Genomic DNA, 15,726 nt, shown 5'->3' with positions numbered 1-15,726 from the left:
CAATGGATAATCAATATTTATTAAGTGCGGTTGAAAATTCTCAGGAAATTTCAACCGCACTTTCTTCATCTCAACAATCTGAAAAAACGCGTGATATCGCCATCGTGGTTCACGTTTTCTTTTCGCAAGATAAAAACACTGACGATCTACAAGAGTTCTTACTGCTGGCTGATTCTGCCAATGTAGATGTATTGGATACAATCACGACCAGTCGCACCACTCCTCAAGCTAAATATTTTGTAGGTGAGGGAAAAGCTCAAGAAATTGCAGATGCGGTGCAATCACATAATGCTGATGTTGTGCTTTTTAACCATCAATTAACCCCAGCACAAACACGTAACTTAGAAAGTTTATGTCATTGTCGAGTGGTCGATCGCACTGGCGTCATTTTAGATATTTTCGCCCAACGAGCACGTTCTCATGAGGGGAAATTACAGGTTGAACTTGCGCAACTAAAACACTTATCCACTCGATTAGTTCGTCGCAAAACAGGATTAGATCAACAAAAAGGGGCGGTAGGATTACGAGGGCCGGGTGAAACTCAATTAGAAACCGATCGTCGTTTGATTAAAGTGCGCATTTCTCAATTACAAAATCGATTGGCAAAAGTAGAGAAACAGCGCAATCAAAATCGCCAAACACGCCAAAAGGCAGATATCCCGACCATTTCACTTGTTGGCTATACCAATGCAGGGAAATCAACCTTATTTAATCGTTTAACCAATGCAGAGGTTTATGCGGCAGATCAGCTTTTTGCAACATTAGATCCCACTTTACGAAAATTACAGATTCAAGATGTAGGCACGGCAATTTTAGCGGATACAGTTGGATTTGTTCGACAGCTTCCGCATGATCTTGTTTCAGCCTTTAAATCGACTTTACAAGAAACAGTGGAGGCCAGCTTATTACTCCATGTGATTGATGCGGCTGACTCGCGAAAACAAGAAAATATCGATGCCGTCAATGATGTGCTAGAGGAAATTGATGCAGGACAAGTGCCTGTTCTATTGGTATATAACAAAATTGATTTGTTAGAAAATGTTATACCGCATATCGAATACAATGATGAAAATCAGCCTATTGCAGTCTATCTCTCTGCGCAAGATGAGTTGGGTATTCATTTATTGTTTGAAGCTATTAAAGTGCGGTTAAAAAACGAGATACTTTCTCTTTCTTTAATTTTACAACCGCACGAAGGCAAACTTCGCCATGCTTTTTATCAGCTTGATTGTGTACGACATGAACAAATTTCTGAACAAGGCGAATTTTTGTTAAATGTGCAGATTGATAAGATTATGTGGTTAAAGTTATGTAAGCAATTTTCTGGATTAGCGGATATTAAAATACAATCTGACTATGCCTAATTTATAGAAAATTATTTTCCAATTCCATATTGTTTCAATTTATTCGCAATCGCAGTATGCGAAACACCTAAACGTTGAGCTAATTTTCTCGTGCTTGGATATTCTTCATAGAATAATTTTAGGACTTGTGCCTCATAAGAACCAATGATTTCATCTAAGGTTTTATTCTCAAATTCATCCAAAGAAATCACCGAACTTTGTGGCGGAGCAAGCTCTAGACTATCCGTAGTTAAGTGATTATCTTTTATCAATGAACTAGCGCGATAAAGGGTGTTATAAAGCTCACGAACATTCCCTTTCCAATCATATTTCTGCAAATAAAGAAGAAAATCTTTATCGAAAGTTGGTTTTGCAATTTTTAATTCTTCACTGATTTCCTGTAAAAAACCTTGTGCCAGTGGCTCAATATCAGCCATGCGTTCGCGTAATGGTGGCACATTAATAGTGAGAACATTTAAGCGATGAAACAAATCAGCACGAACTTTACCTTGCTCAACAAGCAAATGAAGTGGAACCTGTGATGTGCAAATCACTCGCACGTTTGCATGATGTTCCTTCTCTTCACCCACTCGACGGAAAGATCCATCCGTTAAAAAACGTAATAATTTAGCCTGTAAACCCAATGAAAGTTCTGCGATGCCATCTAGTAATACGGTTCCCTCATTCGCGTATTCAAAAAAACCGATAGTTTCACTGTCTCCGACTTTCCGACCAAACATTTCACTTTCCGCATCTTCATCAGGCAACCCCGCACAATTTACTGCGATAAATTTTTTATCACGACGTAAACTCTGATAATGGCAGGCTTTCGCCAACAAATCTTTTCCAGTCCCAGTTTCACCTTGAATTAATAAAGACGCATCAAACATAGCAAAACGTTTTGCATTCTCAACCGCACTTCTCATGGATTCACTTTGCACAATAAAACAATCGAAAGGTTTTTGAGGATCAAATTTGAAGGTTGTCATATATCGGAAATATGAGAGAAATAATATATGATTATGATAGTTTTTTTACATAAAGGTGTAAATATTATTTTACACATCGAAAAATAAAAATGCGGTCAATCTTGACCGCATTTTATATGACTATAATTTTAACATTCGCTCTGCTTCACGTGCTCGAACAAGGAATTGTTTCCGTTCAGCAGTGCCCATTCCACTACTTGTGCCTGGCAATTTAATCGTCAACGGATTAACTGCTCGCCCATTAATATGAAATTCATAATGCAAATGTGGGCCTGTTGAAATGCCAGTGTTACCTGAAAGTGCTATTCTTTCCCCTTTTTTGATTTCTTGTCCTGCGCGCACAAGTGGCTTGCTTAAGTGCATGTAAACCGTTTGATATTCTCGACCATGTCGAACGACAATATAACGACCAGCACCACCAGCTTGATATGCCACTTTTTCAACTACTCCATCTGCAGGGGCGATAATCGGTGTGCCTTGTGGAACAGAGAAATCCACACCTTTATGTGGTCGTATACGTCCAGTTACCGGATGACGACGATTCGGATTAAATGGTGAAGAAACCCGAGCTTGGCGTTGCAATGGATAACGAGCAAAACCTTTGCCTAGAGTCTCCCCTTGTTGGCTATAATAACGGCCATTTGTTGCTTGCACAGCATAATAACTCTTACCTTCAAATGAAAGGTGCAACGCTTCAACGTTACCTTGTCCAGTTAATTTATCACCTAAATATTCACGAGAAACTAAAATTGCAAATTTAGTTCCTTTTTTCAATTTCTGAATACTCACTTGCCATTGAAGTGCAGTTGTTAGTTGATTAATCTGACGGTTATCCAATCCTTGCGCTTTCAAACTTGCGGCAAAAGTACCATTAATCTCACCTTTTAATACTTCTTTCCGCCAAACACTTTTCTTCTCAATAACTTGACGTTTAAACGTTCCATTTTCTAAACGCTCATAAACTCGCTCTTCTTTTTCTGAAACAAGCCAATTTAAGTATTCTAAATTATCATTTTTATCTAGAATCCAATAAATTTGTTGGCCCGCATTTAAATGCGCCAATTGAGAATCCGTGTCAATTAAACGCTTTGCTGTATCATCCTCCAAACCAGAAAGTTCAAGTACATCTTTTAAAGTATCACCACTTGTAACGGTATGGCTAAATTGATCGGTAATTCGAATAGCCTGATCAGCTGCATCTAATAAACCACTTAGTGCATCTTGGGCATTTTGCGGAAGATCATCCAAATCATCTAAGAATGGTTTTACTTCTTCAACCTCATCATCATGAGCCTGTAATTCATCATCATAAGAGGTTGCTTCATCATGAGAAACCGGATGCGTTGTAATCGTCTCATCCTTAGGCGATGAGTTCAAAGATTGATATGCCACACCATCAACAACAGTCGGCATCATTTGACTGGATTCAGAATGGCTTTCAACATTATCTTTAAGCGTAAGTAAAATCCCAGTAAAAATCAGCAAAATAGCAATAAAAAAAACGCCCGCTTTAATGCGAGAACGCTTTTTCCGTCTATCTCGAGCTAATTTTACGTGTTGCACAGGATTTCCTAAAATTAAAAAGTTTTCTTTTCAGCACTCAGACTGCAAATTAAAAAGAAAATTCATTTTACCTGAAAAAGTCTCAATCAAACGCCTAAATATTCATCATAAAGCATAAGTTCTTGAGGAATCGATCAAAATGCGCTATTTTGACCAGCTAATCTCAAAAGCGCGGCGATTTTATGAATATAACAGCTATTCACAGTCAACCTGATTTATCCCCATTAATTCAGCTAAAAAATATTAGTGTCGTTTTTTCACAAAAAACAGCATTACAAAATATCAATTTAAATATCTATCCAAATTCTATTATCACTATTGTTGGGCCAAATGGTGGTGGTAAATCAACGTTATTAAAAACCTTATTAAAACTACAAACACCCACTTCTGGCGAAGTGATTTACAGTAAAAATGTTCGCATTGGCTATGTACCACAAAAAATCCATTTGGATCATAGTTTGCCTATTACGGTTGAGCGATTTCTTTCGCTAAAAAAAGGTCTCAAAACACAAGAAATATCCACCGCACTTGAGCAACTTTCGATTTCACATTTACGCAAAAGTAATATGCAAAAACTTTCTGGCGGTGAAATGCAACGCGTATTATTAGCACGTGCAATTTTAAATAAACCGAATTTACTTGTACTAGACGAACCCACCCAAGGTGTAGACATTACTGGTCAAGCAGAGCTTTATCAACTAATTCATCAGACCCAACAAAAATTAAATTGTGCCGTATTGATGGTATCACACGATTTACACATTGTGATGGCGGATAGTAAAGAAGTATTGTGTATTAACCAACATATTTGCTGTGCAAGTACACCCGATGTTCTCTCAAATGATCCAACATTTATGCGTTTATGGGGAAATCAGCTCGCACAAAATGTCGGCTTTTATACCCATCATCACAATCATCACCACACCTTACACGGGGATGTGTGCGGTTGTAATTCATCAGCTGTGCATTGTCAAAATAAGGATAAATAATGTTTGAAATTTTATTTCCCGCTTTTCTAACAGGCATTTTACTTTCACTTATTACTGCCCCACTCGGTGTTTTCGTTGTATGGCGGAAAATGGCTTACTTTGGTGATACGCTATCTCACTCCGCATTATTTGGCGTGGCCTTAGGTATTTTCTTTCAAGTAAATCCCTATATCGCAATCATTATACTTACCCTCATTCTCGCCATTGCAATGGTATGGTTAGAAAGCAACACACAATTTTCTATTGATACATTACTTGGAATTATTGCTCACAGCTGTTTATCTCTTGGGGTAGTAACTGTAGGATTATTAAAAAATGTTCGTGTTGATTTAATGAGTTATTTATTTGGTGATTTACTAGCAATTAACTATACCGATCTTATTTATATTGGTATAGGTGTTATCATTGTACTGACGGCCTTAGTATATTTTTGGCATGACTTACTTTCTACAACCGTATCGCCTGAACTTGCCCAAGTAGAAGGTATCAATATAAAAAAAATGCGCTTTATTTTAATGATTTTAACCGCTCTTACAATCGCACTTAGTATGAAATTTGTTGGCGCGTTAATCATTACATCACTCTTGATCATCCCTGCCGCTACTGCACGTCGTTTTGCACGAACCCCTGAATCAATGGTGTGTTATGCCACCATAATCAGCATGCTTTCCATTATTGGTGGTTTAATACTCTCGGTATTTTACGATACTGCAGCAGGTCCTTCTGTTGTAATATGTTCTGCATTTTTATTTGTATTATCCTTGATTAAAAAAGAACGCTTATAAAACATAATAAAAAAGACAGACACACAAATTCGGTGTCTGTCCTAAAATTATGAAATAACATTGCTAACTATGCTATTTGTACAAAAAAATCTTTTAAACCAATTAACACATTATTCACGGCAACTGTCGCTAAAATTAATCCCATCACACGACTAATAATTGCAGCCCCGGCATTACCAATAAAATGTTGAATGCGATTTGCACCAAGTAATAATAAATAAGTGATTAATAATACTGCTAACATAATTCCCGCCGTAATAAATTGTTCTGTAAAATTAAAACGATGGTTATCTGTTAAAAGTACAATGGCCATCATTGCACCAGGAGAGGCAATAGACGGAACCGCAAGAGGATAAACCGCAATTTCCGTAATATTTACCTTCATCTTTATTTCTTGTTCTGGCTTACTTTCACCAAAAATCATACTTAAAGCAAATAAAAAAAGCACTAAACCACCCGCAATTTGGAATGCAGGTAAAGGCACCTTCATCGCTTCAAAAAGAATTTGTCCACCAATCAAAAAGAAAAGCAAAATACCGGCTGAAATAATCACCGCATTACGCGCAATTTTCCTACGTTCATCTAATGAAAAACCAATAGTTTTCGAAAGATAAACAGGAATGGAACCGATAGGATCAATCACAGCCCATAACACGACAAACTGAACAACAAGAGAATCAAACATTTATGTTCCTTATTTATCACTAAAAACCATAGTTTCTGATTCTAGCAAAGAAATGACATGAAGTGCGGTTGGTTTTCTATCATTTTTCATTTGATTTAAAAACACAGAAAAAACCTACCGCACTTTTTAATTCATCACCATAAAAAATAAGTGGAATTCGATTTCTCTGCCAAGGGGGAATATCAAGTGATTGCCAGATTTTTTTTATATCTTCTCTTGGGCGTTTCGGATGATGTTTAACTTTACCTGAATAGCCAAAGCGGATAGAAATAGGTAAGTCCGTTTTGTCTAGCATAACAGAGTAATTCTGCCAGTAGAAAATCAGATTACGTTCATTTTCTTGAACAGTGAGATTGCCTAAATCATCGGGTAAACTTAGCGTGTTTTGTTCTAATTTTAAGATGTATTTGGTTAGATCAGAAAACGGCTTAGTTAAATATAAACTGTCCTTATAACGTCGAATGACTTTATTTACAAGCTGAAATTGAGGATTTGCATCTTCTTTTGCAAAAACAACATCATTAATAAGTTGTGTAAGTTGGCATTTACTTGGCATTTCAAGTTGGTTTTCGGCAAGCCACATGCGCAAAAGTGCGGTTTGTTTTGCAGGTGAATATTGGCGAAATTGGGGCAGTTTAAATTGGCTTTTAATTTGACAATGTTCTGCAAAGGCTTCACTCAATAAATCATTAATTAACTGTTGTTGCTCAAAACAATGTTGTGCTGAACGTTGTACGGCTAAATCAAAATAAGCCCAGCGTTCACGTAATTCTGGCAAAATTTCATTGCGTAAGAAATTGCGATCAAATCGATTATCTTTATTACTTTCATCTGTAATCCAGTTGAGCTTTTCTTTTTGCGCGTAATTTTCTAACTGTGGACGAGTAAAACCTAACAAAGGACGTAAAATCGGCATGCTGAATAATACACTTCGCTGCTGCATAGCGCCTAAGCCTTGTAGCCCACTGCCACGTTTTAGGGCTAAGAAAAAGGTTTCAGTTTGGTCATTTAGATGATGTGCCGTGACGAGCACTTCTTGAGTTTGAAGATGTTTTTTTATGGCTTGATAGCGTGCTTCACGCGCCCCAGCCTCAATACCATTGGTTTTATCTACTTGTACTAGCTCGACAATCAACGGAATTTGAAATTGATCGCATAAGTTTTGGCAGTGTTTAGCCCAACTGTCTGCATTAGGGCTTAATCCGTGATGAATATGGATTGCTCGTATAGATAAAGGTTGTAAGTGCGGTCGTTTTTGACGAAGTTTTGCAAATAAAGAAAGAAGTACAGTGGAATCCAAACCACCACTCAAGGCAATAAGAAATCCTTGAGTAGAGGTTTGTTTGAGTTGTTTTTCAATGTCTGAAAGTAAGTCCATTAGGCAACTTTTTCAGCTTTATAATTGCTGCTTGGATTGAGAATTTCAAAACGCGCAGCAATGGTTTGTAATTCGTAAGAACCTAGTTCAAAGGTGGTTTTCATTACGCCTGCTACTTCGTTATTCATCGCTTCAAAGGCTTCTACGTCAGATTTTCCATTGAGTAAATTTGCTAAGAATGTACCTGCGATTAAATCGCCCACACCCACCGGTTCAAAGTTGAATTGATAAAGTGGACGGCTTAAATGCCAAACACCCTCTGGGGTTGCCATAATAATTTCAAATGTATCAGGATCGTTAATTTTACCCGCACAGCCTAAATGTTTAACAAGGACTTTCTTCACGCCTTTTGCAATCAGTGCATTCACCGCTTTTAATACATCATCAAAGGTATTAATTGGGAATTCAGTCAGTTGGCGTAATTCATGCAAGTTTGGTGTCATAATATCAGCCACTGGAATCGCTTTTTCAATAAGAGACTCGCGAACACCATTTGCAACAACGCAGATTTTTTTCGGATGTGGCATCACTGGGTCACATAAATAAAGCGCATTTGGATTACGCAGTTTGATTTGTTCTAAGGCAAAAAGAATTTGATCGACTTGTTCCGCAGATCCTAAGTAACCTGATAGTAAGGCATCACATTCTTGTAGTTTTTCAATGTTGTCGAGTCCGGTCACAATTTCTCGGATTTGTTCTTGCGGAATGACCATGCCTGTCCATTTTCCATATTGGGTGTGATTAGAAAATTGAACGGTATTTAATGCCCATACATCTACGCCTAACAACTGCATTGGAAAAGTCGCAGATTTGTTACCCGCAAAACCATAGACCACGTGAGATTGGATCGAAAGTACGTTTTTCATTGTGTTTGCTCCTTTATTGTTATATTTAGATCAAAAAAGAGCGGCAAAAATCACCGCTCTTTTAGAATGTCAGCTAGCAATAACCGTAAGACATTAAACGTTCATAACGTCGATTTAATAATTCTTCTTTGCTTAGTCCATCGAGCTCTGCTAAATCTTCTTTTAAACGAAGTTTTAAGTTTTCAGCCATTTTCGCATAATTGCGATGTGCGCCCCCCAAAGGTTCTTGCACAATGTTATCGATAAGATTTAGTTCTTTTAAACGGCTTGCGGTTAATCCCATTACTTCAGCTGCGGTTGATGCTTTTTCTGCACTTTTCCAAAGAATAGAAGCACAGCCTTCTGGAGAAATAACAGAATAGGTCGAATACTGTAACATATTCACTTTATCGCCCACGCCAATAGCTAGTGCGCCGCCAGAACCGCCTTCACCGATAACGGTACAAATAACAGGAACGGTAAGCTGTGCCATTTCGCGTAAGTTACGGGCGATAGCTTCCGCTTGACCACGTTCTTCTGCGCCGATACCCGGATAAGCTCCCGGTGTGTCAATAAATGTGATAATCGGTAATTTGAAGCGTTCGGCCATTTCCATTAAACGTAACGCTTTACGATAACCTTCAGGTGCTGGCATACCAAAATTTCGTTGTACTTTTTCTTTTACGGAACGACCTTTTTGATGACCAATCACCATCACTGGGCGACCATCTAAACGAGCCAAGCCACCAACAATCGCTTTATCATTAGCAAATGCGCGATCGCCTGCAAGTTCTTCAAATTCAGTAAAAATATGTTCGATATAATCTAATGTATAAGGGCGGTTTGGATGACGCGCCATACGTGAAACTTGCCAAGCATCGAGGTTAGCAAAGGTTTTTTTAGTGAGTTCGTTACTTTTCTTTTGTAAGCGTTTGATTTCATCAGTTAAATCAACTTTATCATCTGATGCTGCTCGTAATGCTTCAATTTTTGCTTCTAATTCAGCAATCGGCAATTCAAAATCTAAATATTCTTGGCTCATTTTCTTATCCTAAAAAGACCGTAAAAATCGACCGCACTTTATCAAGAATTAAACTGTGGCGCAAATGGTTTTCACTGGTTGGGGGAGATAAGTAGCGGAGAAAATAATAGGAAAAAAACAGATCTATAACCACACATTAAAAAGCAAAAATGGTATTGCTTATACGCATATACCATTTTTATATGAAGCTATATTCTATCTTTTTAAATGATTAAGAAATGATTGTTCCTTCCTCTGTTCCCATTACAACACGGCGTAATGCACCAGGTTTTCCCATATTGAACACTCGAATCGGCATATGATGATCTCGTGCAAGTGTAAATGCGGCTAAATCCATCACTTGTAATTCTTTATCAATAACCTCTGCATAACTTAGTTGCTTATAAAGTTTTGCATCAGCATTTTTTGCTGGATCACAATCATAAACTCCATCAACTTTTGTTGCTTTTAATACCACGTCTGCTTCAATTTCAATACCACGTAAACAAGCTGCAGAATCGGTTGTAAAGAATGGGCTGCCTGTCCCTGCAGAGAAAATCACAACTCGTTTCTCGCGTAACATTTTGATTGCCTCAGACCAATTGTAAGTGTCGCAAATTCCATTTAACTGAAATGCAGACATTAATTTCGCATTTACATCCGCACGAAATAACGAATCACGCATTGCTAAACCATTCATTACGGTAGCAAGCATTCCCATATGATCGCCTACAACGCGATTCATTCCGGCTTTTGCTAATTTCGCGCCACGGAATAAATTTCCGCCACCAAGGACAACACCGACTTCAACCCCCATTTCTACAAGCTCTTTAATCTCTAATGCCATACGATCAAGAATTGATGGATCAATGCCAAAACCTTCTTCCCCTTGTAATGCTTCACCACTTAATTTTAATAAAATACGTTTGTAAATTGGTTGGCTCATTATTTTTTCCTTTTGGCTTTAAAAATCGGCTTATTTTATAAAATAACCTAGCAAGAGTGAAGAAGTTTAAGATGGAATTTATGTGTAAAAGGTGGATAATATTGAGCACATAAGTCTAATCTAAAATATTTACGATAGGGCTATTTCAAGCAACCAATACAAATAGTTTTGATATATCAACAACCCCTACACTTTTCTTTTAACAGAAGGTAATTATGAACACTAAAAAAACATGGCTAGTTTTTCCCGCACTTTTTATACTCATTTGCGTATTGCTTGCGGGCTATTTTATTTTGATTGGTTCTGGCATGTTTAACCAGCCAAATTTGACGCTCATTTTACTGACGGCAGCGGTCATTATTTTACTTAGTAGCAGTAAAAAAACATTCTATTTTATTTTACTTCCTCTTTCATTACTTCATGCAATTTATACGCCTACGGGGTTAAACTTTGGTGCACCAAGTTATCAATATATCGCCTCTCTTTTTGCAACAGATATGTTAGAAACTAAAGAATTTCTCTTACAGATTCCTATAAGTAGCTATTTAATTGCTTTTTCTATTCCTATTCTTATCTTTGTGCAATATAAAAGTGCGGTCAAATTTGACATAAAATTTTATCAAAATAAAACCTTTATTATTTTTACTACCTTACTCTTTGCTTATCATTTACCTATTTCAGCCCCATTAAAAGAAACTGTTGATTCCACTGTCAAAATTCTCGATGAGGTGCAGAAACTCAAAAAAATGTCTCAATCAAATGATTGGGGAAAATCTACTTTGGAAAATTCTCCTTATGATGATTACGTCATTGTATTAGGTGAAAGTGCCCGTAAAGATTATCATCATGCTTATGGGTATCCAATTGAAAATACCCCCTTTATGTCAAATTCAAAAGGCATATTAATTGATGGTTTTCGTTCTGCCGGAACCAATACCGTATCATCACTTCGTCTCATGCTAACCTTACCAAACAAAGAAAAATGGGAACCAAATTATAATTTAAGCCTTATTGATTTAGTAAAATCAGCAGGAATTAAAACATACTGGCTTTCAAATCAAGGTATGTTAGGGGAATTCGATACCCCAGTTTCATCACTGGCCTCAAAAGCAGATGAAACGATATTTTTAAAAAAAGGGGGAAGCTTTAATTCAACTAACTTCAGCGATTTTGATTTATTACCAAAATTTGCCAAAGTGTTAGAAAATCCTATTCAGGGAAAACGTTTTATCGTACTCCATATCTATGGTTCACACCCATTAGCATGCGATCGTGTAGAGGATTACCCAAAAATCTTTGATGATAATAAGATCGCGCCTAAATATGGCTACTTAAATTGTTATATCTCCTCAATTAAAAAAACTGATGAATTTTTAAAACGCGTATATGAGCAACTTAAAGAAAACAATCTAAAAAATCACCGCACCTTCTCTATGGTTTATTTCTCTGATCATGGTTTATGCCACCAACAAGATGAAAAACAAAATATTTTGTTGTTCAACCAAAATTGTTTCAGCCGTGAACATCACAATATTCCATTGTTTAAAGTATCTTCTGACGATACTGAACGTAAAGAATACAAGGTTTTTAAATCTGGACTAAATTTCCTCGAAGGCATTGCACATTGGGTAGGAATTAAAAATCCAAAATTGAATCATGAGGAAGACTTATTTTCTAATGAAAGCGATAAGGATGATTTTGGTTTACAAAAACGAATTAACGAGAAATATCGGAAAGATGATGACCCAGCAATAGATATTCGCCCAAACATTAACGATCAGTAATATCAATACCATACATAATTTCGATGATATTTATACATAAAATATCTATATACTTAAATCCTTTTGACTGGATGGATATAAAAACTTTCCTCTCAAGAGGATTTCTCTTTACTAAAAATACAAAACTCGCTTATGAGAACAAATAAGAATAACTTTTATAACCTTTTTCTCTATATAAAAAAAGCGGACATAATGTCCGCTTTTTCAACATGAAATATGAAAATAAATTATGCGTTACCGCCAGTGATTTTTGCTACTTCAGCAGCAAAGTCTTCTTCTTTTTTCTCGATACCTTCACCAACTTCTAAACGGATGAAATTAGAAACTGAAGTGTTTACTGATTTTAAGAAGTCGCCTACAGATACAGAAGGATCCATTACAAATGGTTGACCAGTTAATGAAACCTCGCCGGTGAATTTCTTCATACGACCTTCAACCATTTTCTCTGCGATTTCTTTTGGTTTACCAGAGTTAACTGCGATGTCGATTTGGATTTGGCGTTCGTGTTCAACTACTTCTGCTGATACATCTTCTGGATTTACGAATTCAGGTTTAGATGCAGCTACGTGCATAGCTACTTTTTTAAGTTCATCTGCAGAACCTTGACCTGCAACTAATACACCGATTTTCGCGCCGTGTAAGTATTGAGCAATTACTTGACCATCTAAGTAAGCAACACGACGGATGTTCATGTTTTCACCGATTTTAGCCACTAATGCAGCACGCTTTTCTTCAAATTGTGCTTGTAACGCTTCGATAGTGGTACCTTTATTTGCTGCTGCGAAATCAGCTACTTCGTTTGCTAAACCTAAGAAACCAGCATCTTTTGCTACGAAGTCAGTTTCACAGTTCATTTCAACTAATACACCAAAACCATTTTCTACACGAGCAAGGATAACACCTTCAGCTGCAACACGGCCTGCTTTTTTAGCTGCTTTAGCTTGACCAGATTTACGCATGTTGTCGATTGCTAACTCGATATCACCGTTTGCTTCAACTAATGCTTTTTTACATTCCATCATACCTGCGCCGGTACGTTCACGAAGTTCTTTTACTAATGATGCTGTGATTTCAGCCATTTTTAAAATCCTCTGTCGAAAATGCGGTTTATTTTGACCGCACTTTTAGATAAAAATATAGGGGCTAAATCTTTAGCCCCTATGCCAATTAATCGTTTGATTATTAAGGGCTTCGCCTTATTGCAAAACTTAAATTATTCTGCGTCAGCTGCTAATTCTTCAGCAACTTGAGCTTCGTTACCACGACCTTCTTTAACCGCCGCTGCAGCTGCAGAAACGTAAAGTTGGATAGCACGAGTCGCATCATCGTTACCTGGGATAACGAAATCTACGCCAGCTGGAGTTGAGTTAGTATCAACGATAGCAAATACAGGAATACCTAAGTTGTTTGCTTCTTTTACTGCGATATGTTCGTGGTCTGCACCGATAACAAATAATGCATCTGGTAAGCCGCCCATATCTTTGATACCGCCAAGGCTTAATTCAAGTTTTTCCATCTCACGGCTACGCATTAACGCTTCTTTTTTGGTTAATTTATCAAAAGTACCGTCTTGAGATTGGGTTTCTAAATCTTTTAAACGTTTAATTGATTGACGAACGGTTTTCCAGTTAGTCAACATACCACCTAACCAACGGTGGTTTACGTAATATTGCTGACAATCTAATGCTGCTGCTTGAACTGCTTCAGACGCTGCACGTTTTGTACCAACGAATAATACTTTACCGTTGTTGCTAGCAATGCGAGTTAATTCCGCTAAAGCTTCGTTGAATAAAGGTAAAGTTTTTTCAAGATTGATGATGTGAACACCGTTACGCGCACCAAAAATGAAAGGTTTCATTTGTGGGTTCCAGTAACGAGTTTGGTGTCCGAAGTGTACGCCTGCGTTGATCATGTCGCGCATTGAAACTTGTGCCATAATATTTTCCTTTTGTTGGGGTTGAGCCTCCACATATCAGCTAATCGACCGTTTGGCACCCCGATTAAACCTTGTTGATATGTGTGTGTTGTTAGTAATTAAAAAGCTGCTTTTGAAAGGCAAAAACAGCGGTGCGATTTATATCATAAAGCATAGTAGAATGCTAGTTAATTTTGGCATTTAGGCGACTTTAGTAAGCCTAATGATTTAATAAAAAATCGTTTAAAATACCCGCTGTGAATGCTTTTCTTAAATAAAATCCTAAAGGTAGGGTTTCTATCACTTCACCATTTCGCCCAATTCCTTTCGTTATCGACCGACTATTTGCCCCCTTCGGGCGAAGTTGCATCACTTCACCAATTCGAGCCGTTATTTGATCCAATTTGCCAAGTACAATTAAATCCATCAATTCTTCCCAATCTTGTTTTAATTGACGTTCTTGCTCTACGGTTGGCTTCCATAAAATTGGTGTACCGATATGGCGTTCACGTAATGGAATATGACGGCTGCCTTCAATAGGCATCCAAAGTACACAAGAAAGTTTATGACGAACGTGAGAATTTTCCCATTTAACCCCTGAATTTTGTACCAATGGGGCAAGGCTAACAAAGGTCGTTTCAAGAGGATACCCCTCCGCATTAATCGGTAACGTTTTAAGCTCAACACCTAAATGAGAAAAATCCTGTTCAGCTTTGCTCCCTGCCGTTGCGCCCAAAGCGCGCTCTAATAACATGCCGACCCAGCCTTTATCACGTTTTAAATCAGGCGGGACAGGAATATGCAGTTCATCAGCTAACTCTCCAAAAGTTAAGCCAGCAATTGATTGTGATTGGGAAAGCAATTGTTCAAGGGTTTGTGGAATCATTCGTGATATTTCTTAAAAAAGCGAGGCTTAGTGTTTTCAGTGCCTTTATCAATATAGGGAATTTTCTCTAACTGTAATAAAAAACGTTTTGCCTCTAAGCCACCGCCAAAACCAGTTAAAGTACGATCTTTACCTAAAATGCGGTGACAAGGAATAATAATACTAATCGGATTACTCCCCACTGCACCACCCACGGCACGAACAGCTTTAGGATTATTAATCCGTAACGCAAGCTCACCATAACTTGAAAGTTCGCCATAATCAATTTCGCACAAAGCTTGCCAAATGGCTTGTTGAAAAGCTGTCCCTTCTGGCTTTAAGGGAATGTCTGCAAAGCGCTCAACTTCCCCATTAAAATATCGTTCAAAAGCCAACCGCACTTTTTGAAAAACAGGCAATTCATCTTGCTTGAGCCATTTTGGATTAGGATCATATTGCTCTTTTTCAAAATCAATATGTGTAATACTTTCACCATCAGATAAAATTAAAAGCCGCCCGACAGGTGAGGGATAATAAGTGTAATAAAGTGCGGTCATTTTTCGCCTTATTTTATAAAAAGAAAAGCACACTTCGAGTGGAAGTATGCTTTATTATGCT

15 protein-coding genes are annotated in these 15,726 nt (G+C 37.5%); 4 read left to right on the top strand and 11 right to left on the bottom strand.

What is annotated here, in order from left to right; all coding sequences use genetic code 11:
* The first annotated feature begins 2 nt into the window (after window positions 1-2).
* Window positions 3-1,364, top strand: coding sequence for a ribosome rescue GTPase HflX (gene hflX, locus FE813_RS05310; RefSeq protein ID WP_139989767.1), 1,362 nt, complete (start codon window positions 3-5; stop codon window positions 1,362-1,364).
* A gap of 11 nt (window positions 1,365-1,375) precedes the next feature.
* On the opposite strand, the gene FE813_RS05305 is transcribed toward hflX, so the two are convergent.
* On the bottom strand, window positions 1,376-2,332 hold the full coding sequence (locus FE813_RS05305; protein WP_139989766.1) for a sigma 54-interacting transcriptional regulator: 957 nt from the start codon (window positions 2,330-2,332) through the stop codon (window positions 1,376-1,378).
* A gap of 120 nt (window positions 2,333-2,452) precedes the next feature.
* Window positions 2,453-3,895: a murein DD-endopeptidase MepM gene (gene mepM, locus FE813_RS05300; RefSeq protein WP_139989765.1), complete on the bottom strand. Its 1,443-nt coding sequence runs from the start codon at window positions 3,893-3,895 to the stop codon at window positions 2,453-2,455.
* Between the two features lie 182 nt (window positions 3,896-4,077).
* Between mepM and znuC the strand changes: the two genes are divergently transcribed.
* Both znuC and znuB read left to right on the top strand, forming a co-directional pair.
* Window positions 4,078-4,884 carry a zinc ABC transporter ATP-binding protein ZnuC gene (znuC, locus tag FE813_RS05295; protein WP_139989764.1) on the top strand — a complete coding sequence of 269 codons (807 nt, stop codon included), beginning with the start codon at window positions 4,078-4,080 and terminating at the stop codon, window positions 4,882-4,884.
* Window positions 4,884-5,669 (top strand): zinc ABC transporter permease subunit ZnuB, encoded by a 786-nt coding sequence (znuB, locus tag FE813_RS05290; RefSeq protein WP_139989763.1) that lies wholly within the window; start codon window positions 4,884-4,886, stop codon window positions 5,667-5,669. The genes znuC and znuB overlap by 1 nt, the downstream gene beginning before the upstream one ends.
* Window positions 5,670-5,736: 67 nt before the next feature.
* On the opposite strand, the gene FE813_RS05285 is transcribed toward znuB, so the two are convergent.
* From FE813_RS05285 to pyrH, 5 genes are all read right to left on the bottom strand, one after another.
* A complete protein-coding gene (locus FE813_RS05285) occupies window positions 5,737-6,354 on the bottom strand; it encodes a MarC family protein (RefSeq protein WP_048952831.1) in 618 nt (205 codons plus the stop codon).
* A 79-nt stretch (window positions 6,355-6,433) separates the two neighbouring features.
* On the bottom strand, window positions 6,434-7,732 hold the full coding sequence (gene tilS / locus FE813_RS05280; RefSeq protein WP_139989762.1) for a tRNA lysidine(34) synthetase TilS: 1,299 nt from the start codon (window positions 7,730-7,732) through the stop codon (window positions 6,434-6,436).
* Window positions 7,732-8,598: a pyridoxal kinase gene (gene pdxY, locus FE813_RS05275; RefSeq protein WP_139989761.1), complete on the bottom strand. Its 867-nt coding sequence runs from the start codon at window positions 8,596-8,598 to the stop codon at window positions 7,732-7,734. The genes tilS and pdxY overlap by 1 nt, the downstream gene beginning before the upstream one ends.
* A gap of 73 nt (window positions 8,599-8,671) precedes the next feature.
* Window positions 8,672-9,619, bottom strand: coding sequence for an acetyl-CoA carboxylase carboxyl transferase subunit alpha (gene accA, locus FE813_RS05270; RefSeq protein WP_139989760.1), 948 nt, complete (start codon window positions 9,617-9,619; stop codon window positions 8,672-8,674).
* A 211-nt stretch (window positions 9,620-9,830) separates the two neighbouring features.
* Window positions 9,831-10,544 carry a UMP kinase gene (pyrH, locus tag FE813_RS05265; protein WP_048952828.1) on the bottom strand — a complete coding sequence of 238 codons (714 nt, stop codon included), beginning with the start codon at window positions 10,542-10,544 and terminating at the stop codon, window positions 9,831-9,833.
* A 215-nt stretch (window positions 10,545-10,759) separates the two neighbouring features.
* On the opposite strand from pyrH, the gene FE813_RS05260 reads away from it, so the two are divergent.
* Entirely contained in the window at window positions 10,760-12,328 is a 1,569-nt protein-coding gene (locus tag FE813_RS05260; protein WP_139989759.1) for a phosphoethanolamine transferase, read from the top strand.
* A gap of 227 nt (window positions 12,329-12,555) precedes the next feature.
* Here FE813_RS05260 and tsf read toward each other — a convergent pair whose 3' ends face one another.
* The 4 genes from tsf to FE813_RS05240 all read right to left on the bottom strand — a co-directional run bounded on the left by tsf (window position 12,556) and on the right by FE813_RS05240 (window position 15,665).
* A complete protein-coding gene (gene tsf, locus FE813_RS05255) occupies window positions 12,556-13,407 on the bottom strand; it encodes a translation elongation factor Ts (RefSeq protein ID WP_005627519.1) in 852 nt (283 codons plus the stop codon).
* 134 nt (window positions 13,408-13,541) lie between these two features.
* Window positions 13,542-14,264: a 30S ribosomal protein S2 gene (gene rpsB, locus FE813_RS05250; protein ID WP_005645552.1), complete on the bottom strand. Its 723-nt coding sequence runs from the start codon at window positions 14,262-14,264 to the stop codon at window positions 13,542-13,544.
* 199 nt (window positions 14,265-14,463) lie between these two features.
* Window positions 14,464-15,129, bottom strand: a complete 666-nt coding sequence (mutH, locus tag FE813_RS05245) for a DNA mismatch repair endonuclease MutH (RefSeq protein ID WP_139989758.1) — start codon at window positions 15,127-15,129, stop codon at window positions 14,464-14,466.
* Window positions 15,126-15,665, bottom strand: coding sequence for a methylated-DNA--[protein]-cysteine S-methyltransferase (locus FE813_RS05240; RefSeq protein ID WP_180978690.1), 540 nt, complete (start codon window positions 15,663-15,665; stop codon window positions 15,126-15,128). The genes mutH and FE813_RS05240 overlap by 4 nt, the downstream gene beginning before the upstream one ends.
* Window positions 15,666-15,726 lie beyond the last annotated feature (61 nt).

It is taken from the genome of Haemophilus seminalis, assembly GCF_006384255.1.
GTDB classification, from domain to species: Bacteria; Pseudomonadota; Gammaproteobacteria; order Enterobacterales; family Pasteurellaceae; genus Haemophilus; species Haemophilus seminalis.
The sequence above is the reverse complement of the archived record's forward strand: the minus strand, read 5'-3'. Positions and strand labels throughout refer to the sequence as shown.

Excerpts from the sequence above, each read along its gene's own strand:
- hflX (WP_139989767.1), top strand. The coding sequence starts at position 3 with ATGGATAATCAATATTTATTAAGTGCGGTTGAAAATTCTCAGGAAATT.
- FE813_RS05305 (WP_139989766.1), bottom strand. The coding sequence starts at position 2,332 with ATGACAACCTTCAAATTTGATCCTCAAAAACCTTTCGATTGTTTTATT.
- znuC (WP_139989764.1), top strand. The coding sequence starts at position 4,078 with ATGAATATAACAGCTATTCACAGTCAACCTGATTTATCCCCATTAATT.
- znuB (WP_139989763.1), top strand. The coding sequence starts at position 4,884 with ATGTTTGAAATTTTATTTCCCGCTTTTCTAACAGGCATTTTACTTTCA.
- FE813_RS05285 (WP_048952831.1), bottom strand. The coding sequence starts at position 6,354 with ATGTTTGATTCTCTTGTTGTTCAGTTTGTCGTGTTATGGGCTGTGATT.
- tilS (WP_139989762.1), bottom strand. The coding sequence starts at position 7,732 with ATGGACTTACTTTCAGACATTGAAAAACAACTCAAACAAACCTCTACT.
- pdxY (WP_139989761.1), bottom strand. The coding sequence starts at position 8,598 with ATGAAAAACGTACTTTCGATCCAATCTCACGTGGTCTATGGTTTTGCG.
- accA (WP_139989760.1), bottom strand. The coding sequence starts at position 9,619 with ATGAGCCAAGAATATTTAGATTTTGAATTGCCGATTGCTGAATTAGAA.
- pyrH (WP_048952828.1), bottom strand. The coding sequence starts at position 10,544 with ATGAGCCAACCAATTTACAAACGTATTTTATTAAAATTAAGTGGTGAA.
- FE813_RS05260 (WP_139989759.1), top strand. The coding sequence starts at position 10,760 with ATGAACACTAAAAAAACATGGCTAGTTTTTCCCGCACTTTTTATACTC.
- tsf (WP_005627519.1), bottom strand. The coding sequence starts at position 13,407 with ATGGCTGAAATCACAGCATCATTAGTAAAAGAACTTCGTGAACGTACC.
- rpsB (WP_005645552.1), bottom strand. The coding sequence starts at position 14,264 with ATGGCACAAGTTTCAATGCGCGACATGATCAACGCAGGCGTACACTTC.
- mutH (WP_139989758.1), bottom strand. The coding sequence starts at position 15,129 with ATGATTCCACAAACCCTTGAACAATTGCTTTCCCAATCACAATCAATT.
- FE813_RS05240 (WP_180978690.1), bottom strand. The coding sequence starts at position 15,665 with ATGACCGCACTTTATTACACTTATTATCCCTCACCTGTCGGGCGGCTT.